The organism is Nonomuraea mesophila (assembly GCF_004352805.1).
In the GTDB taxonomy this organism is placed as follows: Bacteria; Actinomycetota; Actinomycetes; order Streptosporangiales; family Streptosporangiaceae; genus Nonomuraea; species Nonomuraea longispora.
Genome location: NZ_SMLD01000023.1, coordinates 15,913 through 37,608, shown reverse-complemented (window position 1 = coordinate 37,608; position 21,696 = coordinate 15,913). Strand labels below are relative to the sequence as shown.

At 71.2% G+C, this 21,696-nt stretch carries 21 protein-coding genes; 10 read left to right on the top strand and 11 right to left on the bottom strand.

Going from position 1 to position 21,696, the window contains the following annotated elements; all coding sequences use genetic code 11:
- Nucleotides 1-56: 56 nt before the first annotated feature.
- The 5 genes from bioD (at nucleotide 57) to E1295_RS11875 (ending at nucleotide 5,491) form a co-directional block, all read left to right on the top strand.
- Entirely contained in the window at nucleotides 57-770 is a 714-nt protein-coding gene (gene bioD / locus E1295_RS11895) for a dethiobiotin synthase (protein WP_132630315.1), read from the top strand.
- A 430-nt stretch (nucleotides 771-1,200) separates the two neighbouring features.
- Complete coding sequence (locus E1295_RS11890; protein ID WP_132630314.1) at nucleotides 1,201-2,361, top strand: sensor histidine kinase; 1,161 nt, start codon at nucleotides 1,201-1,203, stop codon at nucleotides 2,359-2,361.
- Nucleotides 2,352-3,008 carry a response regulator transcription factor gene (locus E1295_RS11885; RefSeq protein ID WP_132630313.1) on the top strand — a complete coding sequence of 219 codons (657 nt, stop codon included), beginning with the start codon at nucleotides 2,352-2,354 and terminating at the stop codon, nucleotides 3,006-3,008. Before E1295_RS11890 ends, E1295_RS11885 begins: the two co-directional genes overlap by 10 nt.
- Nucleotides 3,005-3,781 carry a DUF4097 family beta strand repeat-containing protein gene (locus E1295_RS11880; RefSeq protein ID WP_132630312.1) on the top strand — a complete coding sequence of 259 codons (777 nt, stop codon included), beginning with the start codon at nucleotides 3,005-3,007 and terminating at the stop codon, nucleotides 3,779-3,781. The genes E1295_RS11885 and E1295_RS11880 overlap by 4 nt, the downstream gene beginning before the upstream one ends.
- A 63-nt stretch (nucleotides 3,782-3,844) precedes the next feature.
- On the top strand, nucleotides 3,845-5,491 hold the full coding sequence (locus tag E1295_RS11875) for an acetolactate synthase (protein WP_132630311.1): 1,647 nt from the start codon (nucleotides 3,845-3,847) through the stop codon (nucleotides 5,489-5,491).
- Between the two features lie 49 nt (nucleotides 5,492-5,540).
- Here the strand turns inward: E1295_RS11875 and E1295_RS11870 are convergent, their stop codons facing one another.
- A complete protein-coding gene (locus E1295_RS11870; RefSeq protein WP_132630310.1) occupies nucleotides 5,541-7,106 on the bottom strand; it encodes a serine/threonine protein kinase in 1,566 nt (521 codons plus the stop codon).
- Between the two features lie 235 nt (nucleotides 7,107-7,341).
- Here E1295_RS11870 and E1295_RS11865 point away from each other — a divergent pair, with 235 nt between their 5' ends.
- A complete protein-coding gene (locus tag E1295_RS11865) occupies nucleotides 7,342-7,731 on the top strand; it encodes a thioesterase family protein (RefSeq protein ID WP_132630309.1) in 390 nt (129 codons plus the stop codon).
- 7 nt (nucleotides 7,732-7,738) lie between these two features.
- On the opposite strand, the gene E1295_RS11860 is transcribed toward E1295_RS11865, so the two are convergent.
- The 7 genes from E1295_RS11860 to E1295_RS11830 form a co-directional block, all read right to left on the bottom strand.
- Nucleotides 7,739-7,954, bottom strand: coding sequence for a biotin/lipoyl-binding carrier protein (locus E1295_RS11860; RefSeq protein WP_132336371.1), 216 nt, complete (start codon nucleotides 7,952-7,954; stop codon nucleotides 7,739-7,741).
- A 40-nt stretch (nucleotides 7,955-7,994) separates the two neighbouring features.
- On the bottom strand, nucleotides 7,995-9,359 hold the full coding sequence (locus E1295_RS11855; RefSeq protein ID WP_246079985.1) for an acetyl-CoA carboxylase biotin carboxylase subunit: 1,365 nt from the start codon (nucleotides 9,357-9,359) through the stop codon (nucleotides 7,995-7,997).
- Between the two features lie 132 nt (nucleotides 9,360-9,491).
- A complete protein-coding gene (locus tag E1295_RS11850; RefSeq protein WP_246079984.1) occupies nucleotides 9,492-10,787 on the bottom strand; it encodes an HD domain-containing protein in 1,296 nt (431 codons plus the stop codon).
- Nucleotides 10,784-12,139 (bottom strand): HD-GYP domain-containing protein, encoded by a 1,356-nt coding sequence (locus E1295_RS11845; protein WP_132630307.1) that lies wholly within the window; start codon nucleotides 12,137-12,139, stop codon nucleotides 10,784-10,786. Before E1295_RS11845 ends, E1295_RS11850 begins: the two co-directional genes overlap by 4 nt.
- Before the next feature lie 223 nt (nucleotides 12,140-12,362).
- Nucleotides 12,363-13,304, bottom strand: coding sequence for an NAD-dependent epimerase/dehydratase family protein (locus E1295_RS11840; protein ID WP_132630306.1), 942 nt, complete (start codon nucleotides 13,302-13,304; stop codon nucleotides 12,363-12,365).
- A gap of 10 nt (nucleotides 13,305-13,314) precedes the next feature.
- A complete protein-coding gene (rsrA, locus tag E1295_RS11835) occupies nucleotides 13,315-13,581 on the bottom strand; it encodes a mycothiol system anti-sigma-R factor (RefSeq protein ID WP_132594015.1) in 267 nt (88 codons plus the stop codon).
- The gene (locus E1295_RS11830; protein WP_132630305.1) at nucleotides 13,578-14,183 is read right to left on the bottom strand and encodes a sigma-70 family RNA polymerase sigma factor; all 606 of its coding nucleotides are present in this window, start codon (nucleotides 14,181-14,183) and stop codon (nucleotides 13,578-13,580) included. The genes rsrA and E1295_RS11830 overlap by 4 nt, the downstream gene beginning before the upstream one ends.
- A gap of 234 nt (nucleotides 14,184-14,417) precedes the next feature.
- On the opposite strand from E1295_RS11830, the gene E1295_RS11825 reads away from it, so the two are divergent.
- Nucleotides 14,418-15,158, top strand: coding sequence for a class I SAM-dependent methyltransferase (locus tag E1295_RS11825; RefSeq protein WP_132630304.1), 741 nt, complete (start codon nucleotides 14,418-14,420; stop codon nucleotides 15,156-15,158).
- A 68-nt stretch (nucleotides 15,159-15,226) separates the two neighbouring features.
- On the opposite strand, the gene E1295_RS11820 is transcribed toward E1295_RS11825, so the two are convergent.
- The gene (locus E1295_RS11820; protein ID WP_132630303.1) at nucleotides 15,227-15,559 is read right to left on the bottom strand and encodes a TraR/DksA family transcriptional regulator; all 333 of its coding nucleotides are present in this window, start codon (nucleotides 15,557-15,559) and stop codon (nucleotides 15,227-15,229) included.
- 156 nt (nucleotides 15,560-15,715) lie between these two features.
- A complete protein-coding gene (locus tag E1295_RS11815) occupies nucleotides 15,716-16,459 on the bottom strand; it encodes an SOS response-associated peptidase (RefSeq protein WP_132630302.1) in 744 nt (247 codons plus the stop codon).
- A gap of 95 nt (nucleotides 16,460-16,554) precedes the next feature.
- Between E1295_RS11815 and aroA the strand changes: the two genes are divergently transcribed.
- From aroA to hisN, 3 genes are all read left to right on the top strand, one after another.
- Entirely contained in the window at nucleotides 16,555-17,826 is a 1,272-nt protein-coding gene (gene aroA, locus E1295_RS11810; protein WP_132630301.1) for a 3-phosphoshikimate 1-carboxyvinyltransferase, read from the top strand.
- 174 nt (nucleotides 17,827-18,000) lie between these two features.
- A complete protein-coding gene (rsgA, locus tag E1295_RS11805) occupies nucleotides 18,001-19,041 on the top strand; it encodes a ribosome small subunit-dependent GTPase A (protein ID WP_132630300.1) in 1,041 nt (346 codons plus the stop codon).
- Between the two features lie 172 nt (nucleotides 19,042-19,213).
- A complete protein-coding gene (hisN, locus tag E1295_RS11800; protein WP_132630299.1) occupies nucleotides 19,214-19,996 on the top strand; it encodes a histidinol-phosphatase in 783 nt (260 codons plus the stop codon).
- Here hisN and E1295_RS11795 read toward each other — a convergent pair.
- A complete protein-coding gene (locus E1295_RS11795; protein ID WP_132630298.1) occupies nucleotides 19,986-21,686 on the bottom strand; it encodes a right-handed parallel beta-helix repeat-containing protein in 1,701 nt (566 codons plus the stop codon). The genes hisN and E1295_RS11795 overlap by 11 nt on opposite strands.
- Between the last annotated feature and the right edge of the window lie 10 nt (nucleotides 21,687-21,696).

The window sequence follows — 21,696 nt, the reverse complement described above, 5'->3', positions numbered from 1 at the left end:
CGCCGTGACGAGCGCGCCGTGGGCCCTGTTCTTCGCTGACTCCTAGGCTGACGTCCATGAGCGTTCTCGTCGTCACCGGCACCGGCTCCGGGGTGGGCAAGACCGTGGTGACGGCCGCCGTGGCCGTGCTGTCGCTGGAGCGGGGGGCGGCGACCGCCGTGGTCAAGCCGGCCCAGATCGGGGTGGCGCCCGGCGAACCCGGCGACGTCGACCAGGTGATCAGGTTGTCGGGGGTGACCACGACCTTCGAGCTGCGCCGCTTCGCCGGCCCGCTCTCCCCCGCCGCCGCGGCCAGGGCCTCGGGCCTGCCGCCCGTGTCGCTGGCCGGCGCCGCCACGCTGGTGCGGGAGCTGAGCGAGAGCAACCGGCTGGTCGTCGTGGAGGGCACAGGAGGGCTGCTGGAGCGCTTCGACCAGGACGGCGCCACCGTTGCCGACCTCGCGCGCGCCCTGAACGCGCAGGTGCTCGTCGTGGCCGGTCCCGGTGGCCCCGCCGTCAACCACGCGGCCCTCACCCTGGAGGCGCTGGCCCACCGCGGGCTCGACCTGGCCGGGCTGGTGATCGGCCGGTGGCCGCGGCGTCCTGGCACGTCCGCGCGCAGCGGCGTGGCCGACTTCGAGATGCTGGCCGCGCGGCCACTGGCCGGGGCGCTGCCCGACGGGGCGGGAGAGCTGGACCGGCAGGCGTTCGCCGACGTGGCGCGCAAGGGGCTCGGCCCCACGCTGGGCGGCACGTTCGACCCCGCGGCCTTCCGGCGGCAGGTCCTCTGAGCAGGCTGGCACCGATGGTGGGGTTAGCCCCACCATCGACCAGCACACCAGGCCCATTCACCGCTTCCCCCTCGGGTCAATACCGTTGGGGCTTGGCATCCTCCCGGCCCGAAGGACCGGGATTCCAGCCGTCGCCGGCTGGCCTTCCTGCTTCACCGCCGGTCGCCCGCCCGAGAAAGGAACTCTCGTTGAGGTCTTACACCAGCTCCACAGGCGTTTCACCTCTCCGCAAGCCCTGCGTCGAGGATGCTTCTGATTGTTCGTCCGGTGGCTTGGTCATCGCCACCGTCGAACACACTACCGAACCGTGCGTTGTCATGCGGCGTTCTGACGCCGGTTCGCCTGACGGCGAACCGGCTACCCCTGTCCTGTTCCGCAGGAGTCCAATTCCTTCCCCGGCCGAAGGCGGGGGTCTCCTCGGAGGCTTTTGATGACAGTCCCCCGTCCGTGGTCGGCACGGGCCTGGCTCGACACGGCTCACGTCATGACCGGCCTGCCGGTCGCCGTGCTGCTCGGCGGCCTGACGGTCGTGCTGGCCGTGGTCCCTCGCCTGCTGTGGCGGGCCCTGCCGTGGTTCACCCGGGTGCAGCGCTCCCGGTTCGCGGCGTTCCTGGAGGTGCGCATCCCGCCCACACCGGCGCCGGCGGGATGGCGGAGCCCGGCGGCGTGGCGGCAGATCGCCTACCACCTGCTGTCGCCGTTCGTGGGCACCGCCGCGGCGATCCTCGTGGCCACGGTGTGGGGCGGGTCGTTCGTGGGCCTGCTGTCGTTCGTGGCGCCGCAGCTGGATCCCCCGCCGATGGAGTTCAGGTACAACCTGCGCGACGACCGGGTGCTGGCGCTCTTCATGGTCGTGGGACTCGTGCTGCTGATCCTCGCCCCCTTCCTGGCGCGCGCCATGGCGGTGCTCGACCTGCTCGTGGCCCGTACGCTGCTCGGGCCCAGCCGCTCGGAGCTCGGCCAGCGGATCGAGACGCTGACCGAGAGCCGGGCCGGCGTGATCGACGCGGCGGACGCCGAGCGCCGTAGGATCGAGCGTGACCTGCACGACGGGGCGCAGCAGCGGCTCGTCTCGCTCGCCATGAACCTCGGCCTGGCCAGGGCCACCCTGACCGACCTGCCCGAGCCGGCGCGCGTGGCGATCGAGCAGGCCCACGAGGAGGCCAAGCAGGCGCTCAAGGAGCTGCGCGACTTCGTCAGGGGCCTGCACCCCGCCGTGCTCAACGACCAGGGGCTGGACGCGGCGTTGTCCGGAGTGGCCGCCCGCTCGCCGGTGCCGGTCAGGCTCCGGGTCGACATCGAGCGGCGTACGAGTCCGACGATCGAGGCGGTGGCGTTCTTCATCGTGTCCGAAGCACTGACCAACATAGCCAAGCACGCCTCGGCCACCAAGGCCGAGGTGAGCGTGCGGCGTGAGCACGACCGCCTGCACATGTCGGTGTACGACGACGGCTGCGGCGGAGCCACGCTGGACGGCGGCACCGGGCTGCGCGGTCTGGCCCAGCGCATTCAGGCGGTCGACGGATCGCTCCGGCTGTCCAGCCCTCTGGGCGGCCCGACGACGATCGAGGTGGAGCTGCCGTGCGAGTAGTGCTGGCCGAGGACTCCGTCCTGCTGCGCGAGGGCCTGATCAGGCTCCTGGACGCCTCCGGCATGGAGGTGGTGGCGGCCGTGGACGAGGCGGAAGGGCTGCTGCGGGCCGCCGAGGAACACCACCCCGAACTCGTCATCACCGACGTCAGAATGCCGCCCACCCACACCGACGAGGGGCTGCGCGCCGCACTCCTGCTGCGCCGCCAGCAACCCCGCCTCGCGGTGCTCGTGCTCTCCCAGTACGTCGAGGAGCGCTACGCCGCCCAGTTGCTGGCCTCGGCCGCGACCGGCGGCGTCGGCTACCTGCTCAAGGACCGGGTGGCCGACGTGGCCGAGTTCATCGACGCGCTGCGCAGGGTGGCCTCCGGCGGCACCGCCCTCGACCCCGAGGTGGTCTCCCAGTTGCTGCTGCGCGGCAACAGCGACCCGCTCGAACGCCTCACGCCCCGCGAGCACGAGGTGCTCCAGCTGATGGCGGAGGGCCGCTCGAACGCGGGCATCGGCCAGGCGCTCGTGCTGAGCGAAGGGGCGGTGGGCAAGCACATCGGCAACATCTTCACCAAGCTCGACCTGTCACCCGCGGAGGGCGACCACCGGCGCGTGCTCGCCGTGCTGCGCTTCCTCAGGATCAGGAGCCTGCCATGAGAGCGGTCTGGTTGAGTCTGGGCGCGCTGACGACCATCGTGGCGCTGCTGGGGTCCACGGCGGCGCTCTGGGAAGGGTTCGCCTCGACCAGGATGCCCGAGGACACCAGGCAACGGTCCATCCCGTTCTCGGAACGCAAGATCAAGATCACCTCCTCCCGCGGTGACGTGCACGTGTCGATCGTGCCCGGTCAGGCCGGCGAGGTGTTCATCCGCAGGTCCGTACGGTGGACGCGGGAGCGCCCCACCGTCACGGAGGACTGGGACGCGCGTACGAGCACCCTGCGGCTCGACGTGGCCTGCCCGGAGAGCGGCCGGCCGGAGGGCCCCCGGTGCATGGCCGACTACCTCCTGTCGGTGCCGCCCGAGACCGACATCGACGCCGGCACGGACCGTGGCACTCTCAGCGTCAGCCACGTGTTCGGCGACGTACGCCTGACGTCCGTCTCCGGCAGGGTGCGCGTCAACGACCTCGCGGGTTCCCTCTGGGCCAGGGTGGGGACGGGCGACATCGACGCCGAAGGGCTGAACGCCGACAGCACCGACGCGGAGGTCGGGGCGGGCGACGTGAACCTGAGCTTCGTCAGCCCGCCGAGCGACGTGCGAGCCATGGTGAGAACGTCCGGTGACGTGAGCGTGTACGTGAACGGCGGCTCGTACGACCTGGCGGTGGCCGCCCGCAACTCCACCCTCGACATCGACAAGGACCCCCGCTCACCACGGAAGATCACCGCGGAGGCGCCGGACGGCCATGTCACCCTGTGCTGCCACTGAAGATCATCTGTGCACAGGCCTTAAGGTCTGTTTACTCCTGTGACTGGTTGGTAAGTTCCCGGCATGGAGTCTGCGAAGCACGCCGGTGACGCCGCCGTCGCCGTGTCCAAGGCCTATGGCGTCGAGACCATGTTCACCCTGTCGGGAGGACACGTCTTTCCGCTCTACGACGGCGCCGTGCACGAGGAGATGCGCATCCTCGACGTACGCCACGAGCAGAGCGCCGTCTTCGCCGCCGAGGCGACGGCGCGGCTGACCAGGAAGCCGGGCCTGGCCGTGCTCACCGCCGGACCCGGCATCACCAACGGCGTCAGCGGCGTCGCGACCGCCCACTTCAACGGCTCCCCCGTGGTCGTCATGGGCGGCCGCGCGCCCCAGTCGCGCTGGGGCAGCGGCGCGCTGCAGGAGATGGACCACCCGCCGCTGCTCGACCCGATCACCAAGCTGTCGTTCACCGCGAGCGGCGCCGAGTCGGTCGGCCACGAGGTGGAGATGGCCTTCCGCACGGCGGTCGCCTCCCATCGCGGCCCGGTCTTCCTCGACTTCTACATGGACCACCTGTTCTCGCCGTCGCCCGTGCACGACGTGCAGACGCAGACGCCCTCGCCGCTGGAGCCCGACCCCGGCGACCTGGCCGGCATCGCGCGGCTGCTGGCCGAGGCCGAGCGGCCCGTGCTGGTCTACGGGTCGGACGTGTGGATGGAGCGCGCCGAGGAGGCCGCCCGCGACTTCGCCGAGACGTGGCGGCTGCCCGTCATCCCCAACGGCCAGGGCCGCGGCATCCTGCCCTCCGGGCACGAGCTGCTCGTCACCCGGGCGCGGGGGCTCGCCTTCGGGCAGGCCGACCTGGTGATCGTGGTGGGCACCCCGCTCGACTTCCGCCTGGGCTACGGCTGGTTCGGCGGCAAGGACGGCGCGCCGCTGGCCCGCGTCGTCCACATCGCCGACGCGCCGTCGCAGCTCGCCACGCACATGCAGCCGGCCGCGTCCGCCGCCGGCGACCTGTCGGTGGTGTTCTGGAGCCTCGGCGCCGCCTGTGGCGAGGCGGGCGTCAAACCCGACAACTACGCCCCCTGGGTGACGAAGCTGTCCGACACGGCCGCCGCCGCCATCGCCGGCGACGCCGAGCTGCTGGCCTCCGACTCCGACCCGATCCACCCCATGCGCATCTACGGCGAGCTGGGTAAGATCCTGGCCGACGACGCCGTGGTGATCGGCGACGGCGGCGACTTCGTCTCCTACGCCGGCAAATACGTCGAACCCCGCCAGCCCGGCAACTGGCTCGACCCGGGCCCCTACGGCTGCCTCGGCACCGGCCTCGGCTACTCCATCGCCGCCCGTCTGGCCAGGCCGTCCTCGCAGGTGGTGCTGCTGCTCGGCGACGGCGCCGCCGGGTTCTCGCTGATGGACGTCGACACCCTCGTACGCCACCGGCTGCCCGTCGTCATGATCTGCGGCAACAACGGCATCTGGGGCCTGGAGAAACACCCCATGCAGCTGTTGTACGGCTACGACGTGGCCGCCGAGCTGCAGCCCCAGTGCCGCTACGACCAAGTCGTGACCGCGCTCGGCGGCGGCGGCGAGCTCGTCACCAAGCCGTCGGAGATCGGGCCCGCGCTGCGCAGGGCGTTCGACTCCGGCATCCCCTACATGGTCAACATCGCCACCGACCCGCAGATCGCCTACCCCCGCAACACGACGGGGGTGTGACGACTTCGCCGGCGCCGCCCTGGCCTGCGTTTTCAGGTCAGGGATCGCCTCACCGTTTCGGCGTGGCCGACGGAGTGGGGCTCGGGCTGCCGGTCGTGCAGGGGCTGTCGACGACGACCAGCGTGACCTCGGCGCCCTCCTCGGCCTCGGTGCCGCCCTTGGGCGTCGTGGCCTTGACCGTGCCGCAGCGCAGGCCGGCGGTGGTGGTCGTCTGGTCGTCGAGGTCCACCTCGAAGCCCATCGACAGGACGATCTCCTGGGCGTCGAGGAACCTCATCCCGACCACCTTCGGCACCCGCTTCTTCACGGCCGTGGGCGTGGGAGAGCCCGACGGTGTGCCGCTGGGGGTCTTGCTCGGCGTGGGCGTGGGGGTGGGCGTCCTGGTCGGCTCTCTCGTCGGCCTCGTCTCGGACGGCCGCGGCCTCGTGGTACTGGGCTTGGGCTCCTGCGTCGTCGGCTCCGGATCGGGCAACTCGGCGGTTTTCGTCTTGGGAGGCGGGTCGATGGGCTTGGTGTTGTTCTTCGGCTCGGCGGTCTCGGTGATCTGCGGCTCGCCGGGGGTCATGCCGGTCAGCGCGACCGCGCCCGCGCCCGCGCCGAGCACCACCGCGACCGCGATGCCCGTGATCAGGCCGGTCCTGCGCGGCGCCTTCGCCGCCCGCCGGCTGCCCCCACGGCGCTCGGACACGTTCGTGTCCTGGGCCGCCGCCTGCTGGTGCGCACCCGTCTGGTACGCCTCCATCGGCGGAGCCGCCTGCCCCGCCGGAGGCGCCTGAACCGGCTCGGGCACCGGCGAGGCCTGACCGCTGGCGGCCGCGCGGGCCGCCTCGCTCATGGCCTTGGCCGACGGGTAGCGCCTGCCCGGGTCCTTCGACAGCGCGACCTCGACCAGCGTGCGCACCGCCGGGGGGATCTCGGCGGGAAGCGGTGGCGGGGCCTCACGGATGTGCTTGAGCGCGATCGTGACCGCGCTGTCGCCGTCGAACGGCCGCTGCCCCATCAGGCACTCGTACGCGACCACGCCGAGCGCGTAGACGTCGACCGCGGGCGTGACGGGCGCGCCCTCGGCCTGCTCGGGCGCGCAGTAGGCGGCCGTGCCGAGCACCATGCCGGCGTCGGTGAGCCGGTTGGCCAGATCGGACCTGGCGATGCCGAAGTCGGTCAGCACCAGCGTGCCGTCGCGCTGCACGAGCAGGTTGCCCGGCTTGACGTCGCGGTGCACGATGCCCTGGTCGTGCACGGCCTGCAACGCCGAGGCGGCCTGCGCGATCAGCTCCATGGCCTGCTGGGGCGCGATCCGGCCCAGCCTGGACAGTAAACGGTCGAGCGGCTCGCCGTCGACGAACTTCATCACCAGGTAGACGGTGTCGCCGCTGACGCCGTAGTCGTAGACGTCGACCACGCCGGAGTGGTTGATCGTGGCCATCGCCCGCGCCTCCCCCTGGAAGCGAGCGACGAACCCGGGGTCTTCCATGCGGCCTGGCAGCAGCACTTTGACGGCGACGGTGCGGGCCAGGACGATGTCCTCGCCCCGCCACACTTCGCCCATGCCGCCGGCGCCGATGCGGGTATCCAGTCGATACCGCCCCGCCAGCGTCGTCCCTTGTGCCACCATGACGCCCCCGTTACCCCCCTACTCCGGCAACCTCTCCCACCCCGCGAGTCTCCAACAAAGCGAACTTTTATCGCGGTGAGGTAACACAGTGGTCACGGAACTCAGAGAGTGTACGACTCACCTGTCCCACATGCCACTCAAATGCCTCAAGCCGTACAAACTCTATCCTGCGGCCTCACCGCGAGCCTTGTCCGCGTTTCGCGGAACCTGACGGCCGGATCGCTAGGCTGATCCCATGACGCTCGCTCCTGGTCTTCACGCCCAGTCGCTCATCATGGTCGAGATGGAGGACACCGCCAAGAGCCTGGGCAGCGGAGACGTGCCCGTGCTGGCCACGCCCCGGCTGCTCGCCCTGGCCGAGGCGGTGACCGTGCGCGCGATCGAGCGGCACCTCGAGCCCGGCCAGACGTCCGTCGGCACCCGGGTCGAGCTGGAGCACCTGGCTGCCAGCCCGCTCGGCACCCACGTACAGCTCGGCGTCGAGCTGACCGAGGTCGACGGCCGGCGCCTGGTCTTCGCATTCGAGGCCCACGACAGACACTCCGTCGTGGGCAAGGGCACGATCGAGCGCGTCCTCGTCGACCGCGCCAGGTTCCTGGCCGCGAGCCAACGGCGCACGACGTGAGCGGCCGCTAGTCGTCGATGACGGCGATCAGATCACCTTCCTGGATCACGTCGCCCTCGGCCACCTTGAGCTGGGCCACCGTGCCGTCGTCCTCGGCGAGCACCGGGATCTCCATCTTCATCGACTCGAGGATGACCAGCGTGTCGCCCTCGGAGACGGTGTCTCCCTCGCGGACGACGACCTTCCACACGTTGGCCACCATCTCGGCGCGTACCTCAGCCACCGCGACTCCCCTCTCTCACTGATCCGATAATGTCCGCGGCCTAGGCACGCATGCGCGCGACCAGGCCGGTGTCGTAGTCGCCGGCGACGAACTCCGCGTTCTCCAGCAGCTCCGCACAGAATGGCAGATTGTTCTTGGGTCCCTCTACGGTGAACGCCGCGACCGCCTTGCGGCCCTTCTCCAGCGCGTCGGCGCGACTGTCTCCGCGTACGCAGAGCTTGGCCATCAACGGATCGTAGAACGGGGTGACGGTGTTGCCCGCCTCGTAGCCGGAGTCCACGCGCACGCCGTCGGCGACCGGCTCCTCCCACGTCGTGATCGTGCCGGGGCCGGGGAAGAACCGCTTCGGGTCCTCCGCGTAGACGCGGAACTCGATCGCGTGCCCGGCCGGCTCGATGGGCGGCTCGGGGCTCTCGCCCGCCGCGACACGCAGCTGCAGCTCGACCAGGTCGACGCCGGTGACCAGCTCGGTGACCGGGTGCTCGACCTGCAGCCTGGTGTTCATCTCCAGGAACACGAAATCCTGCCGGTCGGCGTCGACCAGGCACTCGACCGTGCCCGCGCCGACATAGCCGACGGCCTCGCCGACCCGCACGGCGGCGGCCAGCATGCGCTCGCGCAGCTCCGGCGTGATGCCGGGGGACGGCGACTCCTCGACGACCTTCTGGTGGCGGCGCTGCACCGAGCAGTCGCGCTCGCCCAGCGCCACGACCCGGCCGTCGGGCAGGCCGAGGATCTGCACCTCGACGTGGCGGGCCCGCTCGATGTAACGCTCGAGCAGCACGGCCGGCCCGTCGAGCGCGTCGCCCGCGCTCCCGGCGAACCTCGCCGCCGCCCTGGCCGCCTGGTCGTACGCCTTGCCCAGGCCCTCGTCGTCGTGGGCCACGCTCATGCCGATGCCACCGCCGCCGCCCGCGGTCTTGACCATGACCGGGTAGCCGATGGACTCGGCGGCCCGCAGCGCCAGCGACAGGTCGGTGACCGGCTCGCGGGTGCCCGCGGCGACCGGGACGCCCGCGGCCTCCATGAGGTTCCTGGCGTTGATCTTGTCGCCCATCCTGTCGATCGCCTCGGGCGCCGGCCCGATCCACACCATGCCCGCCTCGATCACGGCCCTGGCGAACCCGGCGTTCTCGGCGAGGAACCCGTAGCCCGGATGCACGGACCGCGCACCCGTCGCGCGGGCCGCCTCCAGCACCTTCGTGGCGTCGAGGTAGCTCTGCGCGGGGTTGGCGGGACCGATCAGCACCGCCTCGTCGGCCTCGCGGACGAAGGGCAGGTCGGCGTCGGCCTCCGAGTGCACGGCGACGGCACGCAGGCCCATCCGTTGGACCGTGCGGATGATCCGCCGCGCGATCTCACCTCGGTTGGCGACCAGAACGGGTCCGAGCGTCTCAGTAAGCACGCCGACCACCCTATGGCCGCCGCCTGCTTGACCCCTTTCCCCCGAAACCACCGAAGCGGCCAGCACGATCTGTAGGAACCCCACAATCAGGAGCGCTGCGCGGGCCGGTAACTGCGCCGGGCCGACAACAGCTTAGACGCGGCCACGCTCGATCACGCGCTCGAGCGCCTCGATCGCGTGAGGGTCGTAGGAGCCGCCGGGCGACTGCCGGACGCGTTCGAGCGCCGCCCCGGCACGGTCGCGGTCGGTCGAAGGCCCCACCAGGTCGTCGTAGGCGTTGGCGACCTTGATGATGCGGCTCGACAGCGGCGGGTCCTCGGTGATCGGGTCGCACTGCCGCCTGACCACCTCCGCCACGCGGTCGAGCACGCCCGTCTGCCTGATCACCTCGGCGCCCAGCTCGGCGATGCGGCGGGCCTGATCAGGCTCGGTGAGCACGGTCGCGCCGCCGGGGATCGGATCGCGCAACGACAGCTGGCCGATGTCGTGCATCAGCGCCGCGTATTCCAGCTCAAGCAGCTCGGGCTCGGCCATGCCCAGCTCCCTGCCAATGGCCACGGCCAGCCGGCTCACCCGGCGCGAGTGGCCGGGCTCGACGTAGCCGCCGACCTCCGTCACCCGGGACAGGGCGCGTACGGTCTGCAGATAGGTCGCGCGGATGCCGGCGTATTTCCTGAAGGCCACCTGGGTGACCAGCAGCGGCGCGGCGAACACCAGCAGCGCCACCAGGTCCATGCTGTGCGTGGCCAGCGCGAGCAACACCCCCGACGAGCCCACGGCGGCGCCGAGCGGGAACGCCATGTTGATCTCGTCGCGCACCGCCACCCGGAACGCCGTGCGCACCTGCTCCGCCCTCAGCAGCGCCGCGATCAGCACGTCGATGAGCAAGGTGATGGCGATGAGCGTGGCCATCGCCGCGAGCGCGGGCCACCACGTGCTGGTCGGCGGCTTGGTGAGCTCGTAGAGCGGGTCGGCCAGCGGCCGGAACACGAACGCCGGCAACGCGCCGATGAGCAGCCGCCTGGCCATCGCGTCGAGCCGCGGCGGACGGCCGACGGCCAGGTGCGGCAGCGCTCCCGCGATCATGCCGACCGCGATCACGGCGACCACCTGCAGCGCGGGGTGGCGCAGCGGATGCTGGCTGAGGTCGAGCAGCAGCGTGTAGCCGAGCGCCGCGGCGGCCCCGATGGGCGCGACCTCCCTGTTGCCCGGCATGGTGAGCCTGGCCAGCTCGCCGACCGCGATGAGCGCGCCGAACGCGACCGCGATCTCCGGGCGGTCGAGCCCGGCGGCGGCGGTGTAGCCGACCCCCGCCACCGCGACCAGCCCGGCCGCGCAGATGAGCAGGAGCTGCCCCGAGTCGAGCCGGCGCAGGACCATGCCCACGGACCGCTCGGCCCGCCGCCGTGGACGCGCTGTGGTGATCATTGACCCGTCACGACCTCGATGGGCATGGTCGGGTCGTCGTGGTCCTTGATCGGGGACTCGGCGGCCTCGGGAGGCGGCGGGCCGATGCGCGGCGGCGACTGCCACGGCTCGCGCTCGAGCGCCCGGATGAAGGCCGCCACCATGACCGGGTCGAAATGGGTGCCGGCGCACTTGCGCAGCTCTTCCACGGCCACCGGCACCGGCCGCGCGCCGCGGTAGGAGCGATCGGAGGTCATCGAGTCGAACGCGTCGGCCACCGCGATGACCTTGGCGAACTCGGGGATCTCGTCACCGGCCAGGCCCATCGGGTAGCCGGTGCCGTCGTGGCGCTCGTGGTGGTGCATGATGCCGGCGTAGGCCTCGTCGAGGAACCCGATGCCGCGTACGATCTCCAGCCCCCGCATCGGGTGCAGCTGGATCGCGGCGAACTCCTCCTCGGTGAGCGGCCCGTCCTTCTGCAGCACCTTGGTGGGCACGCCGAGCTTGCCCACGTCGTGCAGCATGCCGGCGTAGCGGATCGCCCGCACGCGCTCGACCCCCATGCCGATCTCCTGCGCGATCATGGAGGAGGCGTGCGAGACCCGGGTGCAGTGGCCGCGCGTGTAGTAGTCCTTCGTCTCCACGGCCTGGCAGAGCGCGGCGATGGTGGCGTCGTAGGAGCGCTGCTGGGCGTGATATTGGCCGAACGCCCACCGCGCCACGAAGAGCGGCACCAGCACCAGCACCGCCGAGATCGACGCCACGGTGGCCCAAAGCCCCGCCACCAGCAGCCCGAACGTGCCGTAGCCCAGATAGGACAGCAGGAACTGCACCATGCCCCGCATCGGCACCTCGGTGGCGCGCGATCCCGTGGCCAGCGCGATGACGGTGAGGGTGAGGACGATGTTGAGCGGCACGAAGACCGCCGTGGCCGCGACGTAGGGGCCGATCAGGTCGTCGAACGCGTTGACCTGGGGCACGCCGACCTGCCCGTCGAGCGCGACGTAGACCCACCCGGCCGCGAAGCCGCAGATGGCGAACTGGGCGCCGTTGAACAGCCGTTTGATCCACGGCAGGCCGGGGCGCACGCTGACGACCGCGGTCAGCCCCACCAGCGCCGCCCCCTCCGGGCCGAGCAGCACCACGGCGGCCAGAGAGGCCGAGAAGCTCACCGAGACGGCGAACTGCTCCACGTTGAGCAGCGTGGGCATCGACTCGCACACCAGGAACAGCAGCGCGAGCACGAGCAGGATGTCGAGGTTCTCCGGAGCGACGGGAGCGCCGGAGACCACGACGCCGCGAACGATGAGAGCGGCCGCCACCCCGATCACAGCGACCAGATAGGCCCTTGCGGGCCACGGCAGATCACGCATTGCGGCCCCCCACGGCGGTCAGGTCCAGGAGACCCCTGGCGGAACCGACCCCCCGATCACCATGACCATCGGAGCGGCCAGCACGGCGGCCATGAACAGCCGGGCGACCATAGCCTTCAACATACGCATGCCTCCACGGTCGACTTGTGGAGTTTCACGCTACAGAAGAGGACGTGGTCGCACCGCCCGAGTGTGAAATAGCAAGCAAAGCGTAATCAAGCAACTACGAGACGCGATGCGCGGCGGCCCACTCCACGGTCTTCTTCACGCCGGTCGACAGGTCGGTGCGCGGCTGCCAGCGAAGCCCGTCGTAGGCCGGCACGGGGTCGACCGCCATCGCCGGCAGGTCTCCCACGCGCGGCTGCGCGAACCCCGGCTTGTCCTGGGCGCCCGCCGCGTCGGCGATGAGCGAGTGCAGCCGGCGGTCGCTGGTCTGGATGCCGGTGCCGAGGTTGAACCTGCGGCCGTTGCCCTCGGCGCCGCACGCCCTGACGAAGCCGTCGACCACGTCGTCGACGTAGACGTAGTCGCGGGTCTGGGTGCCGTCACCGTAGAGGACCGTGGGCGTGCCCGACAGCAGCGCCTCGGTGAAGATGGCGACCACGCCGGCCTCGCCCTCGGGCGACTGGCGCGGGCCGTAGACGTTGGAGAGCACCAGCGTGGTGCATTCGAGACCGTAGAGGGCCCGGAACGTGGCGAGGTAGGTCTCGCCGCTCAGCTTGGAGGCCGCGTAAGGGGAGCGCGGGTCGGTGGGCGCGTCACCGGGCACCGGGATCGTCGCCGGCCTGCCGTAGACCGCCACCGACGAGGCGAAGACGACCTTGCGGGTGCGCCCCTCGTGCGCCGCGGCCAGCACGGACGCCGTGCCCGCGACGTTGACGGAGGCATCGTGCACCGGGTCGGCGACGCTCTTGCGTACGCTGATCTGCGCGGCGAGGTGGCAGATGACCTCGGGTTGCAGGTCGGCGACCACCCCGATGAGCGCGGGGTCGCGCACGTCGAGCTCGTGCAGCCGGAACCGCTCGCTCTGCGCCGCCTGCGCCAGGTTGCCCCGGCGCCCCGAGGACAGATCGTCGACCACGTCGACCTCGTGCCCGTCGGCCAGCAGGCGATCGACGAGATTCGAACCGATGAACCCGGCACCCCCGGTGACCAACACGCGCATGCGGTCGATCCTAGTCGGCCAGCTCCGACCTCACTTGCGCGATGCGGGCCAGGACCTTGGAACGCAGGTCGGCCGGGACGGGATCACAGCCGCAGTGTTTGTGCACGAGCGCTTTGACTGCTTTGTCCAGATCGTATTCCTGGAGACACGGGCTGCACTCGTCGAGGTGCACGCGGATGTCGGCGACGTCGCTCTCGGTCAGCTCGCCGTCGAGATAGGCGTAGACCTTGTCGAGCACCTCGCGGCAGTCGGTGTCGTGCGGGTTGCCACAGCTCATTTCGATCCCTCCGCCGGGACCAGGCCACGCTCGCGGGCATAGTCCTCAAGGAGGCCCCGCAACTGCCTGCGTCCCCTGTGCAGCCTCGACATCACGGTGCCGATCGGAGTGCCCATGATGTCGGCGATCTCCTTGTAGGGGAAGCCCTCGACATCGGCCAGGTAGACGGCGATCCTGAACTCCTCCGGCAGGGCCGCCAGAGCCTCCTTGATGTCACCGTCGGGCAGGTGCTCGAGTGCCTCCACCTCGGCCGACTTCAGCCCGCTCGAGGTGTGGGACTCGGCCCGCGCGAGCTGCCAGTCCTCGATCTCCTCCGCGCCCGACTGCTTCGGCTCCCGCTGCTTCTTGCGGTAGCTGTTGATGAAGGTGTTGGTGAGGATCCGGTAGAGCCACGCCTTGAGGTTGGTGCCCTGCTGGAACTGGTGGAAGGACGCGAACGCCTTGGCGAAGGTCTCCTGCAGCAGGTCCTCCGCGTCCGCGGGATTTCGAGTCATCCGGAGCGCGGCGGAGTAGAGCTGTTCGAGATACGGCATGACGTCGCGCTCGAATCGCTCGCTTCGCTGCTCCAGCGTCTCCGCGCCTGTCGCGGGCACCGGACCCACCCCCCTAAGATCACCGGTGGCCGACTGTGGCGGAACACCGTACTCAGGGGAGGATACCCGCTGGCCCGTGACCTCCCGGTCAGCGGGTTGGGGGCTGAGCAATGTGAGCATGCTCGTCGCAACACACCCGCGTCCTTGTCTGTTCCCGCAAGATAGAAGGTACGAAGGACCCGGTGCGGGGAACGTCATAACGTACCGGCTGGTAGCCCTTTTTCCGTAACCCAGGAGTCGCGTGTGCTGCCCATTCCGGCCGAGGAACTGAACGGCTCAGGGACGCTCGGGCCGTACTGGACCTTCTATCGCGCCGTCGCCGCCGAGCAACTGACCCGATGGCTTCCCAGCCAGCCCTCCGTGATCCTCGACCTGTCCGGCGGCCGCGGCCGGTGGTCCGGCCAGGCGGGCAGGGCCGGGCACCGGGTGATCGAGGTGCTCGACTTCCGCCGCACGGTCGACGCGCAGTCCCGGCTGCGCGACGCCGACCGCGTCCGTCACGTACGCGCGGACGACCTGTCGTTCCTGCCCGACGAGAGCGTGGACGCCGTGCTGGCGGAGGAGCGCGCGATGTCGGTCGAGCTGATGGCCGAGTCGGCGATGAGCGACGTGGCCAGGGTGCTGCGTCCCGGCGGGCGGGCGCTGGTGTGCGTCGACTCGCTCGTGCTGGGCATGGCGATCCTGGCCGAGCAGGGCCAGTGGCAACATCTTCGCCAGACCGGTGAGGTCATGCTCGTGCCGTGGCCCGACGGCAGCATCACCCGCTGCTTCAGCAGCGGGCAGTTGCGCGAGCTGCTGGCGGGCACCGGTCTGGAGGTGGAGTGGATGCGCCCCCGTACGGTGTTGTCGCCGTCCACGGTGGACCACGTGCTCTCGTCCGACGCGCGCGCCCTGTCCTATCTCGTACGCACCGAGCTCGAGGCCCATCCCGACGACGACGACACCGTCGGCATCCACCTGGTGGCCAGCGCACGCAAGCGCTGAGCGTCCCCGCCGGGCGTGAGGGCCGCCGTTCTTCGTGGCCGGCGGCTCCTGACCCGGCATGGGCACGTTCAGCGGCGGCGCTCCCGCTTCGCCTGGCACTGCACGCACCGCGCGGCGTCGGGGCGGGCCTCCAGCCGGCCCTCGGGCACGGGCTTGCCGCAGTCGACGCACCTGCCGTACACGCCTTCGTCGATGCGCTCGATCGCCTCCACGACCGCGCGCCGCTGCGCCGTGGCCACGGTCAGCATGGCCTGCGCGCTGTCGGTGTCGGTCAGGTCGGAGCCCGCGTCGGCCGCCGAGTATTCGCGCACCGCGACGGGGTCGCCCTTGAGGACCCCGATCGAGCGGTCCAGTTCGGCGAGCATGTCTTTCAGCCGCTCACGAGCGGTCGTGACGTCCACGAACGCACCTCCGGGTGAATGAGGGCAGCCCGCGGCCGGGACTCCCCGGATGTCCCCGCCCGGTGCAATCAATGGGGATCTATGTGGCGGTGACACCGAGTGAACGGTTGCATCGCTTTCCTCACCGAATGCCCAATTACTGCGCCTCTTACACCTTCAGAACAGTGCCGGCTCCTCCGCCTCGGGCAGCCGTTCGATGAGGTGAGGGCCGTTGTTCCGGACGTTGTTCACGTCCGTGGAGACCGCGTACGCCGTCAGCCGCCCCGACTCGGCGGGCACCAGCAGCTCCGAGGCACGCCCCGTGTCGGTGAGCCCGGGGTCGAGCCATTCGGCCCAGCGGTCGCGCTCGATCATCATGGGCATCCTGTCGTGGATGCGGCCCAGGTGGTCCTCGGCGTCGGTCGTGATGACGGTGCAGCTGACCAGCCACTTGAGCGGGTCGTCGTCGTCGCGCGACGGGTCCTTCCAGAACTCGTACAGGCCGGCCATGGCCAGCACCCCGCCGTCCGCCGGATGGATGAAGTACGGCTGCTTCTTCTTCTCGCCCTCGACCGGCATCCACTCGAAATAGCCGTCGGCCGGCAGCAGGCATCTGCGCTTGGCGAAGGCCCGGCGGTAGGACGGCTTCTCCGCCAGCGTCTCGGCCCTGGCGTTGATCAGCCGCGAGCCGATCGACGGGTCCTTCGCCCAGGTGGGGACCAGGCCCCACTTGAGGATCCTGAGCTGGCGGACCGCCCGCTGCGCCTGGTCGGGGACGCGGCTCAGGACGGCGTAGACGTTCTTGGTCGGCGCCACGTTGTAGTCGGCGCCCAGCTCCTTGTCGGGGTCGCCGTCCTGCTCGACCTGGAACTCCTCGAGCAGTTCGTGCTTCTTGCGCGCCGAGGCGTATCTACCGCACATGACACCACACTGCCATGTCCTTCCCGCGCCCGTGTGGCCGCCCGGCGTTGGCGCGCGCTTCGACCGGGTCCCGCCACTCCCAGTACTCTTTGACCATGCCCGCTCCGCTCTGGCCCGCACCGACGGCGACCACTCCCGTCAGCGCCACCGTCTCGCTGCCCGGCTCCAAGTCGGTGACCAACCGCGCGCTGCTGCTCGCCGCGCTCGCCGACGGGCCCGGCGTGGTGCGCGGTGCACTGCGCAGCCGCGACGCCGACCTGATGGTGGCCGCGCTGCGGGCGCTCGGCACGACGCTGGTGGCGGGCGGCGAGAGCGCCGCGGGGGTCGACTGGCACGTGACGCCCGGCCCGGTCCGCGGCGGCGTGCGCATCGACGCCGGCCTGGCGGGCACGGTCATGCGCTTCGTCCCGCCGATGGCCGCCCTGGCCGACGGCCCGGTCCACTTCGACGGCGACCCCCACGCCCGCAAGCGCCCGATGGGGCCCATCCTCGACGCGCTGCGCGCGCTGGAGGCCCGGATCGACAACGACGCGCTGCCGTTCACGATCGAAGGGCCCGTCACGGGCGGCGAGGTGACGCTCGACGCGTCGGGTTCGTCGCAGTTCGTCTCGGGCCTGCTGCTGGCCGCCGCGCGCTTCGACAAGGGCCTCACCATCCGCCACGAGGGCCCGCCGGTGCCCTCGCAGCCGCACATCGAGATGACGGTGCAGCTGCTCAGGGCGGCCGGCGTCTCGGTGGACGACGGCGAGCGCGACGTGTGGCGCGTCGAACCGGGCCCGATCGCCGCGCGAGACGTCACGGTGGAGCCCGACCTGTCCAACGCGGCGCCGTTCCTGGCCGCCGCGCTCGTCACGGGCGGCACGGTCACCGTCCCTTCGTGGCCGGCCGAGACCACCCAGCCCGGCGACGCCCTGCGGGGCCTGCTCACCTCGATGGGCGCCACCGTCACGCGCACGGCCGACCTGGTCGTCACGGGCACGGGCCGGATCACGGGCATCGACGCCGACCTGCACGAGGTGGGCGAGCTGACCCCGACGATCGCCGCGCTGGCCGCGCTCGCGAGCACCCCGAGCCGCATCCGGGGCGTGAGCCACCTGCGCGGCCACGAGACCGACCGCCTGGCCGCGCTGGCCGCCGAGATCAACCGCCTCGGCGGCGACGCCGAGGAGACCGACGACGGCCTGGTCATCCGCCCGCGCCCGCTGCGCGGCGGCACCTTCCACAGCTACGACGACCACCGCATGGCCACCGCGGGAGCGGTGATCGGGCTCGCGGTCCCCGGCGTGCGGGTGGAGAACATCGCGACGACCGCCAAGACGCTGCCGGACTTCGTCCAGATGTGGACGGCGATGCTGGATCCGCGGTGAGAGCGGCGATCCGGCCGCTGCCCGCCGCTGGTTTCGCGGGGGGCGCCCCGGGCACGTCGGAAATGGGCGGCACGTGACCGCGCGCTGCCCGCACCACCCAGCCGCACCCGGCCCGCGTCACCGAGCACCCTGTCACCGACCACAGAGGGGAAGCGAGCGTATGGGAGCGGACCGCTGAGAAAGCGGGAGTACGACGAGGACGACGTACGGGTCAGGCCGGGCAGAGGGTCACGGCCGCGCACCCGGATCCGTCCTGCGCACGAGGACGCCGTCGGAGGTTTCGTGGTCGCCGTCGACCGGGGCCGCTACACCGTGCTGGTCGAGCCGGAGCGTCCGAAGGGTTCGGCCGCCAAACGCCGGCAGCAGGCCCAGCGCCGCCTGGTGGTCGCCATGAAGGCCCGTGAGCTCGGCCGCAAGGGCATCGTCGTGGGCGACCGGGTCGCCCTGGTCGGCGACGTCTCCGGCCGTCCCGACACCCTGGCGAGGGTCGTACGCGTGGAGCCGCGCAGCTCGATGTTGCGCCGCTCGGCCGACGACACCGACGACACCGACGGCATCGAGCGCCCGGTCGTCGCCAACGCCGAGCAGCTCGTCATCGTGACCGCCCTGGCCGACCCGCCGCCCCGGCCCCGCATGATCGACCGCATGCTGGTGGCCGCGTTCGACGCCGAGATCGACGCGCTGCTCTGCCTCACCAAGTCCGACCTGGCCCCGCCCGACCCCCTCGTCGCCCTGTACGAACCGCTGGGCGTCGAGCACGTGGTCGTGCGCAAGGGCGGCTCGCTCGACGAGCTGCGCGACCACCTGGCCGGGCGCATCAGCGTCCTGGTCGGCCATTCGGGGGTCGGCAAGTCCACCCTGGTCAACGCTCTGGTCCCCGACGCCAACCGCGCCGTCTCCCAGGTCAACGCGGTCACCGGCCGCGGCCGCCACACCTCCACCTCGGCCGTCGCCCTGGAGCTGCCCGAGGGCGGCTGGATCATCGACACCCCGGGGGTGCGCAGCTTCGGGCTGGCCCACGTGTCGGTGGAGACGGTGCTGGCCGCGTTCCCCGACCTGGTGGAGGGCACGGTCGAGTGCCCGAAGGGCTGCACCCACCTGGGCGACGGCTGCGCGCTCGACGCCTGGGTGGCCGCCGGCAACGCCGACCCCGCACGCCTGGAGTCGCTCCGCCGCCTGCTGTCCAGCCGCGAGGGCGCTCCCGACGACCTCTGAGCCTTTTCTCGCCGCCAAAGGGTGGGCAAATGGTACGGATCGGCCGAGGAAGATCAGCGACATCTCTCGACATGACGTACTTACTGCTGACAAGGAAAAGGGATACCGGTTACCAGAAAAGAGACGTTGGTGACTGATGTTCGGTATACGACTCACGGTAGCGTGGGCGACCGTGCAGGGTTACAACGATGATCTTCGCCTCGCGCATGTCATGGCGGACGCCGCCGATGACCTGACCATGCGGCGGTTCAAGGCGGTCGACCTGAAGGTCGACACCAAGCCCGATCTGACTCCGGTCAGCGACGCCGACCGCGCGGTGGAGGAGGCCATCAGGGGCACCCTGCGCCGTGCCAGGCCCCGCGACGCCGTCGTGGGAGAGGAGTTCGGCAAGACCGGGTGGGGCGCCCGGTCGTGGATCATCGACCCCATCGACGGCACGAAGAACTACGTGCGCGGCGTGCCCGTGTGGGCGACCCTGATCGCGCTCATGGAATACGGCGAGGTCGTCGTCGGCCTCGTGTCGGCCCCCGCGCTCGGCAGACGCTGGTGGGCGGCCACCGAGGGCGGCGCGTGGACCGGCAAGAGCCTGACCAAGGCCTCCAGGATGACCGTGTCGTCGGTCTCGACCCTGGAGGACGCGTCGTTCTCCTACTCCAGCTTCGGCGGCTGGGAGAAGACGGGCCGGCTCGACAACTTCCTCGACCTAGGCCGCGCCTGCTGGCGCACAAGGGCGTACGGCGACTTCTGGTCGCACATGATGGTCGCGGAGGGCTCGGTGGAAGTGTCGGCGGAGCCCGAGCTGTCACCGTGGGACATGGCGGCGCTCACCGTGATCGTCGAGGAGGCCGGCGGGGTGTGGACCGACGTGGCCGGCGTGAAGAGCCTGGAGGGCGGCAGCATGGTCTGCACCAACGGCACCCTCCACGACGAGGTCGTCCGCCGGCTCAACGCCTAGGACCGGCCGCGGAACGGATGCCGGCGGTTGCCGCGTTCAGCTCCCGTTCATCCTTGTACGTCACATTTCCCTCATATGTGACCCCGCTGGGCGGATTGTCGTGTCCGAGCGGATCCTGGTCCCAGAAGTTCCCCCGGTACACCACGTTCTCGAGCGGCGGCCCCACGTGGAGCACGGCCGTGTTGTCGGCCCGCAGGACGACGTTGCCCTCCACCGTCACCCACGCGGCCCCGTAGTCGGTGTAGAGCCCGAAGTTGTACGGCGTGCGCGTGTCCTCGATGACATTCCCCTGGACGAACGCCTGGTTGTCCGGGGAGTCGCCCTGCGGCCCCGACAGGTAGACGCCGCCCCCGTCCGCCAGCACCTCCATGGTGCCGGCCGTGTAATTGCGCAGGATCCGGGCGCCCTGCCCTGATCCGACGACGATCCCGCAGTGCGGCACGTGGGTGATCTCGTTGTGGGCGACGACGCAGTCCCGCGTGCCCGCCACGGAGATGCCCGGCACGCCGCTGAACTCGAGCCCGATGTGGTGCACCCGGTTGTCCTCGATCGAGGCCGCCCGGCTGCCCGAGACCTCGATCCCGGCGCCCGACAGCGTGTCGAACGTACAGCCGCGCACCGCCGGAGCGGTGCCCCCGGTGACGCCCAGCCCGGAGGCGCCGAGCCGGGTGAAGCGGCACCCCTCGGCCCGCACGTTCTCGGTGGCGTCGAGGGTGACGCAGGCGGGGACCGTGACGGAAGCGGCAGGATACGTCACGGACGCTCCTTCGCCGATGACGGCCGTCTCGGTGCCGCCGCCCTCGTAGAAGCCGGTGCCGTGGTAGTGGAGGAACCCTTCCGCGGCACTCGGGCGCAACCAGGTGGCCTCGGCGAACACCAGGCCCTTGAACGCCACGTCACGCGCCCCCGCGACGCTCACGAGGCGTTCGAGGACGGGCGCGACGACCCGCGTACGGGATGGGTGCTCCCCGGCCAGCGGCAGGTACATCAGCACGTGCCGCCCCGGACGCGACCGGTCGAGCACGAAGGTCCCCGGCTCGGTCAGGAAGGCGGCGTCGTTCTCGACGCGGGTCGGCAGGCCGGGCCCGCTCGACGACTGCCCCTCCCACGTGGAGTTGTACAGCTCCTGGGCCCACCCGAAGGCGGGCTGCGCCATGGTGATCACCGTGGCGTCCCCGTCGCGGGAGACGTCCGAGACCCCGCAGCGGGCCTCCGTCCAGGGGTAGACGCCCCGGAAGACGAACTCGACGTCCCCGGGGCTGCGCCACCCGAGCGGCACGTCGGTCACGTAGCCGGTGGCGGTCGCCCGGGCCTCGCCGGGCAGCCCCGGGAGTGCGGCCCGCTCTGCGCGGCGCCCGTCGACGTAGAGCTGGCGGGTGTCCAGGTCGCCGACCTCGGCCGCCCAGACCCCGTCGTGCTCCCGCCACCCGGTGATCGCCCGGCCGCCGCTGATCACCGGCTCCTCCTGCGCGGGGGTGCCGTAGCCGTACGCCTGGTAGACGGTCCCGGCGTCGGCCTCGGTGAGCTCGAAGGACCGCGCGAGCGTGTGCACGCCGCCCCTAAGGTGGACGACGGCGCCGCCGTCGCTTCCTCGGGCCGCGGCCCTGGCGCGGTCGAGGGTGGCGAAGGGGCGTTCGGCCGATCCCGGCCAGGAGTCGTCGCCGGACGGCGCCACGTGGAACTGGAACATTCGGACCACC